Raw genomic sequence first — 13,711 nt, 5'->3', positions numbered from 1 at the left:
GGCAAAAGCAATGCCGGAGGCATTAGACCGGAATGGCCGCTTTGTCGAGGGTCAGCGCGGCTTTCCCGGTTTTGCAGCAGTGCGGGTGGTGGGTACCCCCTGCGGCGCGAGAACCGGCACAAAAACCCGGCGCGAGGCGCGCTGGGTGACTGGCAATCCCTGATAGAGACGCTTCTGGGCTTCAACCACGATGACGCCGGAAAACAGCGGCCAGAGCCTGCGGCCGGTGAGTTCGAGGTAACGGCGGAATTTCAGCACGGGCCGGCTGGTAGTGGGCGGAAAGAACAGTGCTTCGGCCGAAGCCCCCGGCGTGAAATTGGTTTCGCGCAGAAGCGCCGTCAGCTGTCCGCGTGAGTAGGGCCGCCCGGAACCGAAAGGCGTGTGTTCCATGCGCGCCCAGACCCCCCGCCGGTTCGGCACCACGATGACCAGACGGCCACCCGGCGCCAGCACCCGCCACAGTTCCTTCAAACTCTCGCGTGGATTTTCGGCAAATTCCAGCGCATGCACCATCAGGACCCGATCTATCGACGAATCGGGCAGCGGCAATTCCTCGTCAAACACCAGCGCGGTGGAGGAAAGTTCGCCAGCCGGCCAGTTCACCGCCCCCTGCCCCGCCGGCATGAAGGCGAAAGTGCGCTCCGTATCGTGGCGGAACCGCTCTAGAAACGGCACGGCATAACCGAGGCCGACCAGCCGTTCCTCCGGCAAGGGCGGCCATAGCGTCGAAAGCGCCATGGTAATCGCCTGCTCGGCGGAGCGGCCAAGCGGAGAATGATAGAATTCGCGCAGATCGACGATATCGGTATTCATGGGCGAGAATGTAGCATCAGGCGGTTGGACTTCAAGGCGTCTGCCCCTACATTGGAAGTCAGTTGGGAAAGTCAGGCGGACAAATGCGCCGGTTTTGGCCGGTAAATGGAGAGGACACGATGAAACCTTTGGAAATAGACGTCTTTCTTTGCCGCAGCGACAATTTCGGAGTGCTCCTGCACGATCCCGAAAGCGGGGCAACCGCTGCCATCGATGCGCCGGAGGAAGGGCCGATCCTGCATGCTCTCGATGGCCACGGCTGGAAACTGACGCATATCTTCACCACTCACCACCATCAGGACCATGTGGAAGCCAATCTGGCGCTGAAGGACAAGTTCCGCTGCGAGGTGTACGGCCCCTATGACGAGGCGATTGCAATACCGGGCCTTGATCGCTCGCAGGCCGATGGTGATGAGTTCGAATTCGCCGGACGCCGCGTTCAGGTCATTGCCACACCCGGCCACACGGCGGGCCACATCTGTTATTATTTGCCGGATGATGGCTTGCTATTTGCCGCCGATACGCTGTTCGCCATGGGCTGCGGCCGCCTGTTCGAGCGCCCCGCGGCGGATATGTGGCACTCCTTCCAGAAACTGATGGCCCTGCCGGATGAGACGCGCGTCTATTTCGGCCACGAATATACGCTTTCGAATGCCCGTTTTGCACTGACCGTTGATCCCGACAATGCAGTGCTGAGCGAACGCGCAGCGCGTGTCGAGACGGCGCGGAAGGCCAATGAGTTCACCATTCCCACCACCATCGGGCTCGAAAAGCAGACCAATCCCTATATGCGGGTGACGGACGCCGGCATTCGCAGACATCTTGGCCTTGAAGGGGCCACCGATGCCGACGTCTTTGCGGAAATTCGCACGCGCAAGGACAATTTCTGATGGGCGCCGATCTGTCTGCGGAAGCGATCATTCGCGAATTGGGGCTGGAACCGCATCCCGAAGGCGGTTTTTACCACCAGACTTTTCGCGACAGGGCAGGCGGCGAGCGTGGCCACTCGACGGCGATTTATTATCTGCTGGAAAAGGGTGTGCGTTCGCACTGGCATCGGGTCACCGACGCGGTGGAGGTCTGGCATTATTACGCCGGCGCGCCGATCACGCTGCATCTTTCGGACGACGGCCGGGAAGTGCAGACCTTCACGCTCGGCCCTGACATTCTTGAAGGCGAGCGCCCGCAGGTGATCGTGCCGGCCAATTGCTGGCAATCGGCGGAAAGCCTCGGCGACTTCACCCTCGTCGGCTGTACCGTTTCGCCGGGCTTCGCTTTTTCGAGCTTCGTTATGGCTGAACCCGGCTGGTCGCCGGGTGGTGTGCCGTAGACGCCAGAACAATGCCGGTGGAGTGAACCTATGCCACTTGTTTCTTCTCCCTGAGGGGGAGAAGAAACGCGCGGCAACGCCGTGCTATCAATCCCGGTCAGCCCCCGTATTTCGTCGCGGTAATATAGACCTGCCCCACCCGCGTTGGAATGATGGCGTAGACCGGCGCATAAACATCCATATTGTTCGACTTGGCGAACCAGATCTCCATCGAGATGGATTTCAGATATTCGATATCCTTGCGTCCCTGCCGATAACCCGATTTCGGCACGTAACGCGCCTTGCAGACGATGGCATCGCCACTGAAGCCGTTGGTCTTGAACGGCTTGGTGCCACTGGGGCTCAAAACGAGGTCGAGACGCGATTCGCCATCATAGATCGGCAGACGCGTGGGGCAGATGCGGCCACCTGAGGGAATGATGAGACCGGAAATCGGATCGAGAACCGAGCGCAGGTCGCGATCCTTCACGTCCACCCAGTTGTCCGGCCGGGCCTTCTGCTCCGGTTTCACCGTCGTCGAGGTGACATTGCCGTTGCGGTAGACGACGTCATAGGTCCGTACCCGCTTGCCGTCCTTGTAGACCAGCGAATATTCGTTCGCCTGCAGCCGGTGGCCGCGCTTGGCGCCGGAAACCGTCGTCTTGCCGGAAATATCCTTGAGAATGCTGGCAAGGCCGGCGGCGCTGAAGGAGCCGGAGATCGAATAATTCGGCCCGTCCATGCGAGTCGAAAAACTTGCCCGCGCAATCGGCAGAATGCCGAGATTGATGCTGTATTCGCTTGTATGGCGTGCTTCGGCGGCGAGCGAGGGGGAGACGCCCGCAAACGCCATTGTCACGGCCATGAAAATGCTTTTTCCTCTGGCAATCATTTCGATATCACCTTAAAAGAGGCGCGGAAGCGGCCTTATCGGGCGATGATATACGCTGACTTGTGGCAATAAAAAAGCGGACGACGGTTGAAAACGCCGGAATTTCCTTTCATTTGATCGCGAGCGGCTTGACTGTTAAGTCTCGTCTGACTATAGAACCGCAACTTTCCAATCAAGGCCAGTTGGATTGCCTCTCCGGTTTTGCCGGTGGCGAGCCAGTGGCGAAACAGACGAACGAAATAGGTGTACCCATGTCCCGTGTATGCGAATTGACCGGCAAGGGCGTCCAGACGGGCAACAACGTCAGCCACGCCAACAACAGGACCAAGCGCCGGTTCCTTCCGAACCTCTGCCAAGTCACGTTGATCTCCGATGCTCTCGGCCAGCGCTTCCGCCTGCGTGTTTCCGCAGCTGCTCTGCGTTCCGTTGAACACCGTGGCGGCCTCGATGCTTTCCTTCTGAAGTCCGGCGAAAATGATCTGAGCATGCGCGCTCGTCTCCTGCGCCGCCAGATCGCCAAGAAGACGGCTGAAGCTGCTTAATAGCGGTTTCGACATCATCGATATTCAGAAGGCTTGAATGGCTTTTGCCGCTCAGGCCTTTTGTCTGTCTAAATTCGCTCCAACTGGTGGCATCACCCAGGATAAAAAAATGCTGACCCTGCGCTATACGCTGATCTACGTTCTACTGATGACACTGGTGGTCGTCGCTTCCAATATTCTGGTGCAATATCCGCTTTCCGGATCGCTGTTCGGCGTCAATCTGGGCGATCTGTTGACCTGCGGCGCCTTTACCTATCCGGTCGCCTTCCTCGTCACCGACCTGACAAACCGCCAGTTCGGCCCCTCGGTCGCGCGGCGCGTCGTGCTCGCGGGCTTTGTCGTTGGGGTAACGCTGTCCTTCTGGACTTCCATTCCGCGCATCGCAGTGGCTTCCGGCACCGCCTATCTCATCGGCCAGTTGCTCGATATTTCGGTCTTCAACCGCCTGCGCCGCCAGCGCTGGTGGCATGCGCCGCTTGCCGGCTCGATGCTGGGTTCGGTACTGGATACGGCACTGTTCTTCTCCATCGCCTTTGCCGCGAGTTTCGCCTTTGTCGGCCCCAATGATGCCTTCGCCATCGAAAACGCACCCATACTCGGCGTGCTTACCCTTGAAGCGCCGCGTTGGATTTCCTGGGCATTGGGCGATCTTTCGGTGAAAATCCTTGTCGGCTTGGTCATGCTTCTGCCTTACGGCGCGCTGATGAACACGCTGAAGCCGATGCCGGGCACAGTCAAATCGGGCTGACATTATCCGCCAGCCGCATTTGAAGCTGTGCAGGCGTGGATCAAATCACGCTTGCAAACCGGCGGACCGCGTTGCAGTCTGCCGTCCGTGGCAAAGCGCGGAGGCGGGTCGGCATGCAGATCAAGGATGTTATCGACATTGTGGATGCGACGAGCGCGACGCTTTCGGGCTCCAGCTTTGATGACGTCAATCTGTCGGGAACGGTCTTCAACAATGTCAATCTGGCCGGCACACGCTTCAACGACATCAACTTTTCCGGTGCGTCGTTTACGGATAGCAACATGTCCGGCTGGTCGATCGATGACGTCAATTTTACCGGACTGAAGCTGAGCAACACAAATCTGTCCGGCGCGCAGATAACGGCATGCCGAATGACAGGCATGAAGATCGACGGCATTCCGGTCGAGGATCTCCTCGCTGCCTACAAGGCGGCACAGGAGAAGGCCTGATATTCACTCCACCAGCTTGAATTCCAGCATCAGATTGCGCTGGAGAAACGAGTGGTTGTCATCAGACACGATGATGAGGCGCGTCGAGCCATCCGGCCCCTTCACCACATCCATGCCTTCCATATTGTCGATCTGGTAGGCCATGCCCGCTTCCATCAGGATTTCGCCATCCACCACGGCACCCGGCCGAATATCGGCTCCACGGATGCGGCGGATGCGCATGCCGACACCTTCGGCGAAATTAAAGCGCCGCTCAAGAAGCAGCAGATCGCCGTTCGGCAGGAAAGCGCCATCAGTCACATCGAATGACGGATGATGGGTGACAGCGAATGTGCCCTTCAGCGGGCCTTCCAATATGGCCGCGAGAAGATTGCCGTCCGCATCGATACTTTTCTCCGCCACCACGACCAGAGCGCCGGCGAGCGGCGAATCGGCCGACGATACCGCCAAGGCCTCCATGCCGCCGTTGTGGCGCAGTTCATTATTGGGGATGAGGTGCGGCAGGCGACTGAGCGGCTTGGACGTCGCAAAGCCCGGATCCGGATAGATATCGATCCTGTGCCGCTGCTCGTAGCTGACGAACACCTTGCCGTCGCGCAGCGCCAGCCCTTCCGCATCCATTTCCATCTTGCGCGGCGGCTCGCGGCCACTCATGTCCAGCATGGGAGTGATGCGGGCATCGGCAAGCCCGGACAGCGCGCCAGCCGCACCACGCGTGGTCCTGCCCGTCAGCCAGTGGCCGGTATCCAGCACCGCGATAAATTCCTCACCATCGGGACGGAAGCGGATGGAGGATATCGCCCCGAACAGCTTTTCCGGGGCGCTCATCACCATGCCGCCGATAAATTCCAGCTTGCCGAAACGTTTTGCGCTGGTGCCGACCTCAAAACCCGACAGCAGACGAACGCTCACCGGTACATCGATGGTCGATGCGCCGATGGGAATGGGAAACAGAGAAGCCGCCGCAAGAACCGTAGCGACCGCCAGAGACCTGCAGGAAAAGGACACCCGGCCCCGCTTATCCGGCACGGCGGACCCTGCGGGACGAACCGGAAGCACTGCTCGTATCCTCGAAGAGAGCAGCAAGCTGCTCGGTCATCGCGCCGGCAAGCTCATCCGCATCAACGATGGTCACGGCGCGGCGGTAATAACGGGTCACGTCATGGCCGATGCCGATTGCCAGCAGTTCCACCGGCGAGCGCGTCTCGATCTGTTCGATGACCGCACGCAGGTGCCGCTCCAGATAATTGCCCGGATTAACCGAAAGGGTCGAATCATCCACCGGCGCGCCGTCGGAGATCATCATCATGATCTTGCGTTGCTCGGGACGGCCGATCAGGCGGTTATGCGCCCACATCAGCGCTTCGCCGTCGATGTTTTCCTTGAGCAGGCCTTCGCGCATCATCAGACCGAGATTGCGCCGTGAGCGCCGCCATGGGGCATCCGCAGACTTATAGATGATATGGCGCAAATCGTTGAGGCGGCCCGGCGAAGCGGGTTTGCCGTTGGCCAGCCATTGCTCGCGCGATTGCCCGCCCTTCCACGCCTTGGTGGTGAAGCCGAGAATTTCGACCTTCACGCCCGACCGTTCCAGCGTGCGCGCCAGAATATCGGCGCAGGTGGCTGCAACCGTGATCGGACGGCCGCGCATCGAACCGGAATTATCGATGACCAGCGAAACCACCGTGTCGCGGAACTTGGTATCACGTTCCTTCTTGAAGGAGAGCGGCTGCATGGGATCGATGATGAGCCTGACGAGACGGGCCGGATCGAGATAACCCTCTTCCAGATCGAAATCCCAGGAGCGGTTCTGCTGCGCCATCAGGCGGCGCTGCAGCCGGTTCGCCAGACGCCCGACGGCACCCTGCAGATGGGCGAGCTGCTTGTCGAGGAAGGCGCGCAGGCGGTCCAGCTCGGCATCGTCGCACAGTTCTTCGGCGCGGATTTCCTCGTCGAATTCCTCGGTAAAGATGCGGTAGTCGACCTTCTCGTTAAAATCGTCGAAGGGGCTATTGGGGCGACGCGTCTCACCGGGCGTTTCGGAATCCTCGTCGAGGTCGTTGGACATTTCCTCGTCCGACATCTCGGCGCCGTCCATCTCGCCTTCTTCCATTTCCTCCTGCGAGGCCTCGTTTTCATCGGCAGGCGTCGCATCGGAGCCGGCCTCTTCCTCGACCTGCTCTTCCTCGGTCTCGTTGGTGCGCGGCTGATCCTCGTTGGATTCCGCCTCCTGGCTTTCCGGGTCGTTATCCTCGTCGCCGAAATCCTCCGCCATCTGCATGGAGGTCAGCATCTTGCGTACCAGCCGCGAAAACGCCTTCTGGTCGGTAATGACGCGGGAAAGATCGTTGAGGTCGCCTGCCGCCTTGTCTTCGATGAAGTCGCGCCAGAGATCGAGAACCTTGCCAGCACTTGCCGGCGGCTTTTCGCCGGTCAGTTTCTCCCGCACCAGAAGGGCGACCGCCTCGGCGAGCGGTGCGTCGTCCTTATTGTTGATGCCGGAGAAATTGGCCTTGGCGTATTTTTCCGTATTCATCGCCTTGATATTGGAGGCCATGCCCGGCATGCGCAGCGCGCCGATGGATTCCACCCGCGCCTGTTCGACGGCATCGAAAACCAGCTGCGCTTCGGCGCCCTGCGGCGACATCAGCGCATGCGTATCCGCATCATGGCAGGCAAGCCGCAGCGCCATGGAATCACCGAGACCACGCGTGATGGCGATCTCCTGCGCCGTGGGTTTCTTGGAAATTTCCGGCAGGCGCATGCGCTCACCGGCAAGACCCGGCCGCTCATTGGCGAAGACGACTTCGACCTCGGCATCCCCGGCAACGGATCGCACGCACCCGGCAATCGCCTGACGCAACGGCTCCGTATCAACAGCCGTACCCGGTTTTGCTCTGGAATTGTCGCCGCGCGCTGCCATTGTCTTTCCTGTCATTTGTAGACACGTGGGAGCCGCCCATCAAAGGATGCGCGGCCCGCCGGCGTCTTCAAGTCATCGGTGATTTCTCCGGACGAACCGGGGAATATCAGGCGCTGAGAACGATGTTCGCAGCGCTTTCCTTCAGCTCGACGCCGAAAGCCCGCTGATATTGCTCGGCCACCAGCGTGCGCTCCAGCTCGTCGCACTTGTTGAGGAAGGTCACGCGGAAGGCAAAGGCGAGATCGCCGAAGATTTCCGCATTTTCCGCCCAGGTGATGACGGTACGCGGGCTCATGACCGTGGACAAGTCGCCATTAACGAAGGCCGAACGGGTGAGATCGGCCACGCGCACCATCTTGGAGACGTTTTCGCGGCCCTTCGGATTGTCGAAGCTCTTCACCTTGGCGGCAACGATGTTCACTTCCTGCTCATGCGGCAGGTAGTTCAGCGTGGTAACGATGGACCAGCGGTCCATCTGCGCCTGGTTGATCTGCTGCGTGCCGTGGTAAAGGCCGGTCGTATCACCGAGGCCGACCGTGTTGGCGGTCGCGAAAATACGGAAGGCCGGGTGAGGACGGATGACGCGGCTCTGGTCGAGCAGGGTCAGGCGGCCGGAGGATTCCAGTACGCGCTGGATAACGAACATCACGTCCGGGCGGCCGGCATCATATTCGTCGAAGACCAGCGCTACATTGTGCTGGTAGGCCCAGGGCAGAATGCCGTCCTTGAATTCGGTAACCTGCTTGCCGTCCTTCAGGACGATGGCGTCCTTGCCGACGAGATCGATACGGCTGACATGGCTGTCGAGGTTGACGCGCACACAGGGCCAGTTGAGGCGGGCAGCCACCTGCTCGATATGGGTAGATTTACCCGTGCCGTGGAAACCGGAAACCATGACACGTCGGTTGTGAGCAAAACCGGCTAGGATCGCGAGGGTCGTATCGCGGTCGAAAAGATAGTCGGGATCGAGATCCGGCACATAGGCGTCGCCCTGGGAATAGGCGGGAACCCGCAGATCCGTATCAATGCCGAAAACCTCCCGCACGGACACTGTCGTGTCGGGCAGGTTGGAAATATCAAGGTCGATTTTGCTCATCACGTCTCCAAGGCGGGCGGCAGCCACCCGGCCACATCATCAATCAGGCGGTAAACACGTAAGTTGGCTTAGCAGAAACCTGACTGCTTTAACAATTGATATGCTTGAACAACAGCCCGAAAACGTTCTTCCGAACCGCGATCGCCACCATTAGCATCAGGATGGTGCTTTTTGACAAGCTCCTTATAGCGCCTTTTTATGTCTTCCTGCTTCGCATTGGCCGCAAGACCGAGCGTATCGAAAGCTTTCGCCTCCAGCGTCTTCAGCTTGCGGTCCTTTTGCAGGCGCTCTCCGCCAGCCTTTGCGCCGCCGGCAAAACCGCCGGTGAAGCCGAAAGGATCACGGATACGGGCATTGCCGGCCGCGCCGGATCGCAGCGTGGAGTGAAGGGGGCTGTCGCGCGCCGTCTTGTTGACGCCGACCGTCCAGGTCGGGCGATGGCCGGTGATCGCCTCCTTCTGGTAACGGGCGATCTCGCCGTCTGACAGGCCGGAGAAATAATTATAGCCCTTGTTGTATTCCTTCACATGCTCAAAACAGAACAGGAAGAATTGCCCCTCGGCATTGCGGCCGACGGGTGCGCGGTGAACGCCCGGTTTATCGCATCCATCCCACTGGCAGGTGGGGGCCTGAACCTCAGGTTCCCGCTCCCTTTTCCGGCGCGTGCGGATGCGGTCGAAATATTTCGAATCCAGTTTCATGATGTCCTGATTATGGAGTGCTAAAAGCCGCACAACAAGAATTGACAAAGCGGAATGTTGCTGGCTTTTAGGTAACCCCCTTTGAAGACCAGCCAACAGGAATGGAGCCCTTCGCATGTCCCTGCGAGAACGTATAGAAACGAAGCTGCGTGAGAGCTTTTCACCAGAGCGTCTGAAAGTCGTCGATGAAAGCCAGATGCATGCGGGCCACCAGCCGGATATGACCGGCACGGGCGAGACACATATGCGTGTTCAGATAGTATCGGAAAGCTTTTCCGGCAAGTCTCGCGTCGAACGCCACCGGGCGATCAATGCCGTTTTGAAGCCGGAACTCGACGCGGGGCTGCATGCGCTGGCAATAGAGGTAGCGGCACCGGGGGAAGCGGTGCGGTTTTAGGCTTAACTGCGCAGCATTACATTCGTGTTTCTGAGATGAGAACCTGATTGATCTAAATATCTTTTCCTACTGACACTCAATCACAGGGATACGGTCCCGGTCCCGTACGAGAGAATGATGCCTCACTTCTACGTTGTAACCGATTGTGAATTCGACGGTCCGATCCCAGGAAAAAACTCAATGTTGTCATTCGGTTCTGTTGCAGTCTCAGAAACCGGTGAAATTCTCGGCGATTTCGAGACCGTTCTGGAACGGCTGGAAAATGCGGAGAGCGACCCCGTAACCATGGAGTTTTGGCGCAAACATCCAAAGGCCTGGGAAGCAGCGACGGAAAACGCTCAACCTGCCGCGGTCGCTATTCAAAGTTTCGTGGCGTGGATAAAATCCTTTGATGCTGAGCCGATATTCGCAGCCCATCCAGTGTCTCTCGACTGTCTGTGGTTAGATTATTACCTGAAGCGGTTTACAGGTCAGCCGCTTTTTGAAGGCCCGTGGGTTTCCAACCGCCTTTTCAGGTATGCTCCCCTTTGCATCATGTCCATGGTCGCGGGAAAAACCGGTCGCGATTACTGGAGCTGTGACGTTCAGCACTATCCCGCAGAATGGCTGGGTGCCATTGAGCACACCCATCGTGCAATCGACGATGCGCGCGGTTATGCAAACCTTCTGAGTTTCATGCTCAACAAAGGATGAGCTTTCCACGCTGTGGTTTTGCAAATGAAGAGGGTTAGCTTAGGGCTTGAGCTGCCCCTCACCCCGGATGCTTCTCCGACAGGAACGACTGCACCTCCGACGACGCCACATCATCAGCAACGAAAGATTGGCCGATGCCGTGGGTGAGGATGAAGGTGAGCTTGCCGCCCTTGACCTTCTTGTCCTGCGCGATTGCCGTCATCAGCGTCTCGACCGGCGGCAGCTCACCGGGGATGTCCTTCATCGTCGTGGGTAGACCGACCGCCTTCAGATGCGCTTCGACGCGGGCCGCATCATCAGGGCTTGCAAGGTTCATGCGAGCGGAGAACTGGTGCGCCAGCACCATGCCGATCGCCACACCTTCACCGTGCACCAGCCGCTTGCTGTCGTAATTGGTCGCCGCCTCCAGCGCGTGGCCGAAGGTGTGGCCGAGATTCAGAAGGGCGCGCACGCCGTTTTCTTTCTCGTCCGCCACCACCACATCGGCTTTCGCCTGGCAGCTGGTCGCAATCGCCTGGATGCGGGCGGGGCCGCCGGTGCGGATTTCATCCCAGTTCTTCTCGAGCCAGAAGAAGAAATCCGGCTTGTCGATCAGGCCATATTTCACCACTTCGGCGTAACCGGCGCGGAATTCCCGCGGGCTCAACGTATCGAGTACCGCCGTATCCGCCAGCACCAGATCTGGCTGGTGGAAAACGCCGATGAGGTTCTTGCCGTGGCGGCTATTGATGCCGGTCTTGCCACCAACGGAGGAATCGACCTGCGCCAGAAGCGAGGTCGGTATCTGCACGAAACGCACGCCGCGGCGCACGATGCCTGCGGCAAAACCCGCCAGATCACCGATCACACCGCCACCGAGTGCGATGACCGCGTCATTGCGTTCCACGCGTGCGGAGAGAACCGCATCGCAGACGGTGACCAGATGCTCAAAGCTCTTGGTCTTTTCACCCGCCGGCAGGGTCAGCGAAACCGCCTCGATACCGTCCGTCTGCAGGCCGTCCATCAGACCTTCGAGGTAAAGCGGCGCAACATGCTCATCTGTGATGATCGCCGCGCGCCGGCCCTTCAGCCGTGCCGAAATCTCGCCACCTGCCCTGCCGATTAGCCCCGGCCCGATCAGAATATCATAGGCGCGCTCGCCGAGCGGCACATGGACAAGACGTTCATCGGCGTGGATTTCGGAAGGCGTCATGATGGTCGGTCTTTCTGTTCGATACCGGCGATGGCGGCCAGCACTTCGGTCACGATGATTTCCTTGCGGACGTCACGGGATTCGATGGTGAGATCCGCTTCTGCATATACCGGGTAACGTTTATCCATCAGGGCCGCCAGCGTGGCCTTGGGATTTTCGGTCTTGAGAAGCGGACGATGATCGCGCTTGTTGACCCTTTCCCACAAAACCTCGAGATCGGCCTTCAACCACAGCGAGATACTGCCGCGCGAAATGTGACGCCTGGTATTATCGTTGATGAAGGCGCCGCCGCCGGTGGAGATGACCTTGGGACCACCGCGCAAAAGCCGCTTGATGACCCGTGTTTCCAGCGCCCGGAACTCTTCCTCACCATAGGTGGCGAAAAGTTCTGATATCGTCATGCGTGAGACACGCTCGATTTCGACATCCGTGTCGATGAATTGCACTTTAAGCTGCTGGGCAACCATGCGGCCTATCGCAGACTTTCCAGCCCCCATCAGCCCGACAAAGACGATGTTGCGCCTCCCGAGCTTTGCCCGTGCTTGCTCCCCGAGTGTGGCCGGGACGGATAAATTCGTTTCATTCATAAATTTGAAAGCCCGTTTGGCATGGATATCTGCAAATGTTTACGAAGCGTCAAGCCAAATTGCTGCCTGAATGGCGTTGAATCACAATCATCGCCGCATGCGGCACGGAGCGAAAGCCGGCTTTTTGATCTTGCCGCCGCTTTCGCCGCACCGCATATAAGTTCGACAGCCACCTTTACGGAGCCGCCATGCCCACCCTCTTCCGCTTCACGATGATACTGGCGACCATCGCGGGGCTGATCTATGGCGGCATGGTGCTGCTTGTCATGGTCGTGAAGCCGCGCGACCGCGAGGTGACGGTGCGCATTCCGTCCGAACGTCTGAACCCAGCCGCGGCAGAGCCGGCAAGGCGCACTCCATGAGCGGACAAGCGGGTGGCCGTGACGGCTCGCGGCTTGAAAGTTTTCTGGAAATGATGAGCGCCGAGCGGGGTGCTGCCGCCAACACGCTCTCCTCTTACGAACACGACCTTACCGATCTGCGCGAGTTCCTTGGCGGCCGTGGCCAGTCCTTGACCGAGGCCGCCACCGCAGATCTTTCCGCCTATCTGACCCATCTTTCCGCGCAAGGCTTCGCCGCCACCTCGCAGGCGCGACGCTTGTCATCGATGCGGCAGTTCTATCGTTTCCTCTATTCGGAGGGACTGCGCAGCGACGATCCGACCGGCATCATCGACGCCCCCAAAAAGGGTCTCAGCCTGCCGAAAACGATGAGCGTTGCCGAGGTGACGAAACTGCTGCGCATCGCCGCGGAGGAAGCAGCCATCGCCGGTCCCGGCCAGCTTGCCCGCATTCGCATGCATCTGCTGCTGGAGCTGCTTTATGCCACCGGCATGCGCGTCAGCGAACTCGTCTCCCTGCCGGTCAAGGTGCTGCGCCAGCAGGGCCGCTTCCTGATGATCCGCGGCAAGGGCAACAAGGACCGCATGGTGCTTCTGTCCCGCGCCGCGATCGAGGCCATGGAAAAATACGACGCCGCCAGAAAGGCGCTCGCGCCCGAGAAGGCTAAGGCAGGGAAAAAAGCCGACGCACCGGAAAGCCCATGGCTGTTTCCTTCAAGCAGCAAGGAAGGTCATCTGCCACGACAAGTCTTCGCCCGCGACCTCAAGGACATTGCCATTCGCGCCGGCCTTATCCCTTCGGCGGTGTCGCCGCACGTCCTGCGCCATGCCTTTGCCAGCCACCTTTTGCAGAACGGTGCGGACCTGCGCGCCGTACAGGAGCTGCTCGGCCATTCCGACATTTCCACGACACAAATCTATACGCATGTGCTGGAAGAACGCCTGCAAGAACTGGTACAAACACATCACCCCCTTGCCAAACAGGGCAAAAACCTTGATTAGAGCGACCGGAACCGCCGGATAATCCGG

At 59.3% G+C, this 13,711-nt stretch carries 17 protein-coding genes; 9 read left to right on the top strand and 8 right to left on the bottom strand.

Annotated features, from left to right (window positions below; translation table 11 throughout):
• Nucleotides 1-51: 51 nt before the first annotated feature.
• Nucleotides 52-813 carry a class I SAM-dependent methyltransferase gene (locus tag DXT96_RS09840; protein WP_153514469.1) on the bottom strand — a complete coding sequence of 254 codons (762 nt, stop codon included), beginning with the start codon at nt 811-813 and terminating at the stop codon, nt 52-54.
• Nucleotides 814-932: 119 nt separating this feature from the next.
• Between DXT96_RS09840 and gloB the strand changes: the two genes are divergently transcribed.
• A complete protein-coding gene (gloB, locus tag DXT96_RS09835; RefSeq protein WP_153514468.1) occupies nt 933-1,703 on the top strand; it encodes a hydroxyacylglutathione hydrolase in 771 nt (256 codons plus the stop codon).
• A complete protein-coding gene (locus DXT96_RS09830) occupies nt 1,703-2,143 on the top strand; it encodes a cupin domain-containing protein (protein ID WP_174373818.1) in 441 nt (146 codons plus the stop codon). Before gloB ends, DXT96_RS09830 begins: the two co-directional genes overlap by 1 nt.
• Nucleotides 2,144-2,240: 97 nt before the next feature.
• Here DXT96_RS09830 and DXT96_RS09825 read toward each other — a convergent pair whose 3' ends face one another.
• Nucleotides 2,241-3,014, bottom strand: coding sequence for a DUF3108 domain-containing protein (locus DXT96_RS09825; RefSeq protein ID WP_153514467.1), 774 nt, complete (start codon nt 3,012-3,014; stop codon nt 2,241-2,243).
• Nucleotides 3,015-3,265: 251 nt separating this feature from the next.
• On the opposite strand from DXT96_RS09825, the gene rpmB reads away from it, so the two are divergent.
• The 3 genes from rpmB to DXT96_RS09810 all read left to right on the top strand — a co-directional run bounded on the left by rpmB (nt 3,266) and on the right by DXT96_RS09810 (nt 4,753).
• Complete coding sequence (gene rpmB, locus DXT96_RS09820) at nt 3,266-3,556, top strand: 50S ribosomal protein L28 (RefSeq protein ID WP_149899450.1); 291 nt, start codon at nt 3,266-3,268, stop codon at nt 3,554-3,556.
• A 109-nt stretch (nt 3,557-3,665) separates the two neighbouring features.
• A complete protein-coding gene (locus tag DXT96_RS09815; protein WP_153514466.1) occupies nt 3,666-4,304 on the top strand; it encodes a queuosine precursor transporter in 639 nt (212 codons plus the stop codon).
• A 113-nt stretch (nt 4,305-4,417) separates the two neighbouring features.
• Nucleotides 4,418-4,753 (top strand): pentapeptide repeat-containing protein, encoded by a 336-nt coding sequence (locus DXT96_RS09810; RefSeq protein ID WP_149899452.1) that lies wholly within the window; start codon nt 4,418-4,420, stop codon nt 4,751-4,753.
• Nucleotides 4,754-4,756: 3 nt separating this feature from the next.
• On the opposite strand, the gene DXT96_RS09805 is transcribed toward DXT96_RS09810, so the two are convergent.
• The 4 genes from DXT96_RS09805 to DXT96_RS09790 all read right to left on the bottom strand — a co-directional run bounded on the left by DXT96_RS09805 (nt 4,757) and on the right by DXT96_RS09790 (nt 9,473).
• Nucleotides 4,757-5,782, bottom strand: a complete 1,026-nt coding sequence (locus tag DXT96_RS09805; RefSeq protein WP_149899453.1) for an esterase-like activity of phytase family protein — start codon at nt 5,780-5,782, stop codon at nt 4,757-4,759.
• Nucleotides 5,772-7,676, bottom strand: coding sequence for a cobaltochelatase subunit CobT (cobT, locus tag DXT96_RS09800; protein WP_153514465.1), 1,905 nt, complete (start codon nt 7,674-7,676; stop codon nt 5,772-5,774). The genes DXT96_RS09805 and cobT overlap by 11 nt, the downstream gene beginning before the upstream one ends.
• A gap of 106 nt (nt 7,677-7,782) precedes the next feature.
• Entirely contained in the window at nt 7,783-8,772 is a 990-nt protein-coding gene (gene cobS, locus DXT96_RS09795; protein WP_149899455.1) for a cobaltochelatase subunit CobS, read from the bottom strand.
• 68 nt (nt 8,773-8,840) lie between these two features.
• Nucleotides 8,841-9,473: a J domain-containing protein gene (locus DXT96_RS09790; protein WP_149899456.1), complete on the bottom strand. Its 633-nt coding sequence runs from the start codon at nt 9,471-9,473 to the stop codon at nt 8,841-8,843.
• A 115-nt stretch (nt 9,474-9,588) separates the two neighbouring features.
• Here DXT96_RS09790 and DXT96_RS09785 point away from each other — a divergent pair, with 115 nt between their 5' ends.
• Both DXT96_RS09785 and DXT96_RS09780 read left to right on the top strand, forming a co-directional pair.
• Nucleotides 9,589-9,870: a BolA family transcriptional regulator gene (locus tag DXT96_RS09785; protein WP_149899457.1), complete on the top strand. Its 282-nt coding sequence runs from the start codon at nt 9,589-9,591 to the stop codon at nt 9,868-9,870.
• Between the two features lie 114 nt (nt 9,871-9,984).
• Entirely contained in the window at nt 9,985-10,563 is a 579-nt protein-coding gene (locus tag DXT96_RS09780; RefSeq protein ID WP_371418826.1) for an exonuclease domain-containing protein, read from the top strand.
• 58 nt (nt 10,564-10,621) lie between these two features.
• Here the strand turns inward: DXT96_RS09780 and aroB are convergent, their stop codons facing one another.
• Together aroB and DXT96_RS09770 are read right to left on the bottom strand one after the other, a co-directional pair.
• On the bottom strand, nt 10,622-11,755 hold the full coding sequence (gene aroB, locus DXT96_RS09775) for a 3-dehydroquinate synthase (protein WP_153514464.1): 1,134 nt from the start codon (nt 11,753-11,755) through the stop codon (nt 10,622-10,624).
• Nucleotides 11,752-12,342, bottom strand: coding sequence for a shikimate kinase (locus DXT96_RS09770; protein ID WP_149899459.1), 591 nt, complete (start codon nt 12,340-12,342; stop codon nt 11,752-11,754). The genes aroB and DXT96_RS09770 overlap by 4 nt, the downstream gene beginning before the upstream one ends.
• 188 nt (nt 12,343-12,530) lie before the next feature.
• Here DXT96_RS09770 and DXT96_RS09760 point away from each other — a divergent pair, with 188 nt between their 5' ends.
• Both DXT96_RS09760 and xerD read left to right on the top strand, forming a co-directional pair.
• Nucleotides 12,531-12,704, top strand: a complete 174-nt coding sequence (locus DXT96_RS09760) for a histidine kinase (RefSeq protein ID WP_149899460.1) — start codon at nt 12,531-12,533, stop codon at nt 12,702-12,704.
• Complete coding sequence (xerD, locus tag DXT96_RS09755; RefSeq protein ID WP_153514463.1) at nt 12,701-13,684, top strand: site-specific tyrosine recombinase XerD; 984 nt, start codon at nt 12,701-12,703, stop codon at nt 13,682-13,684. The genes DXT96_RS09760 and xerD overlap by 4 nt, the downstream gene beginning before the upstream one ends.
• The last annotated feature ends 27 nt before the right edge of the window (nt 13,685-13,711 follow it).

The sequence above is a fragment of the Agrobacterium sp. ICMP 6402 genome, from assembly GCF_009498615.1.
Lineage (GTDB): Bacteria > Pseudomonadota > Alphaproteobacteria > Rhizobiales > Rhizobiaceae > Agrobacterium > Agrobacterium burrii.
This window is presented reverse-complemented; position numbering and strand designations above follow the sequence as displayed.

Excerpts from the sequence above, each read along its gene's own strand:
- DXT96_RS09840 (WP_153514469.1), bottom strand. The coding sequence starts at position 813 with ATGAATACCGATATCGTCGATCTGCGCGAATTCTATCATTCTCCGCTT.
- cobS (WP_149899455.1), bottom strand. The coding sequence starts at position 8,772 with ATGAGCAAAATCGACCTTGATATTTCCAACCTGCCCGACACGACAGTG.
- DXT96_RS09790 (WP_149899456.1), bottom strand. The coding sequence starts at position 9,473 with ATGAAACTGGATTCGAAATATTTCGACCGCATCCGCACGCGCCGGAAA.
- DXT96_RS09830 (WP_174373818.1), top strand. The coding sequence starts at position 1,703 with ATGGGCGCCGATCTGTCTGCGGAAGCGATCATTCGCGAATTGGGGCTG.
- DXT96_RS09815 (WP_153514466.1), top strand. The coding sequence starts at position 3,666 with ATGCTGACCCTGCGCTATACGCTGATCTACGTTCTACTGATGACACTG.
- DXT96_RS09770 (WP_149899459.1), bottom strand. The coding sequence starts at position 12,342 with ATGAATGAAACGAATTTATCCGTCCCGGCCACACTCGGGGAGCAAGCA.
- DXT96_RS09785 (WP_149899457.1), top strand. The coding sequence starts at position 9,589 with ATGTCCCTGCGAGAACGTATAGAAACGAAGCTGCGTGAGAGCTTTTCA.
- cobT (WP_153514465.1), bottom strand. The coding sequence starts at position 7,676 with ATGGCAGCGCGCGGCGACAATTCCAGAGCAAAACCGGGTACGGCTGTT.
- aroB (WP_153514464.1), bottom strand. The coding sequence starts at position 11,755 with ATGACGCCTTCCGAAATCCACGCCGATGAACGTCTTGTCCATGTGCCG.
- xerD (WP_153514463.1), top strand. The coding sequence starts at position 12,701 with ATGAGCGGACAAGCGGGTGGCCGTGACGGCTCGCGGCTTGAAAGTTTT.
- gloB (WP_153514468.1), top strand. The coding sequence starts at position 933 with ATGAAACCTTTGGAAATAGACGTCTTTCTTTGCCGCAGCGACAATTTC.
- DXT96_RS09760 (WP_149899460.1), top strand. The coding sequence starts at position 12,531 with ATGCCCACCCTCTTCCGCTTCACGATGATACTGGCGACCATCGCGGGG.
- DXT96_RS09825 (WP_153514467.1), bottom strand. The coding sequence starts at position 3,014 with ATGATTGCCAGAGGAAAAAGCATTTTCATGGCCGTGACAATGGCGTTT.
- DXT96_RS09810 (WP_149899452.1), top strand. The coding sequence starts at position 4,418 with ATGCAGATCAAGGATGTTATCGACATTGTGGATGCGACGAGCGCGACG.
- DXT96_RS09780 (WP_371418826.1), top strand. The coding sequence starts at position 9,985 with ATGATGCCTCACTTCTACGTTGTAACCGATTGTGAATTCGACGGTCCG.
- rpmB (WP_149899450.1), top strand. The coding sequence starts at position 3,266 with ATGTCCCGTGTATGCGAATTGACCGGCAAGGGCGTCCAGACGGGCAAC.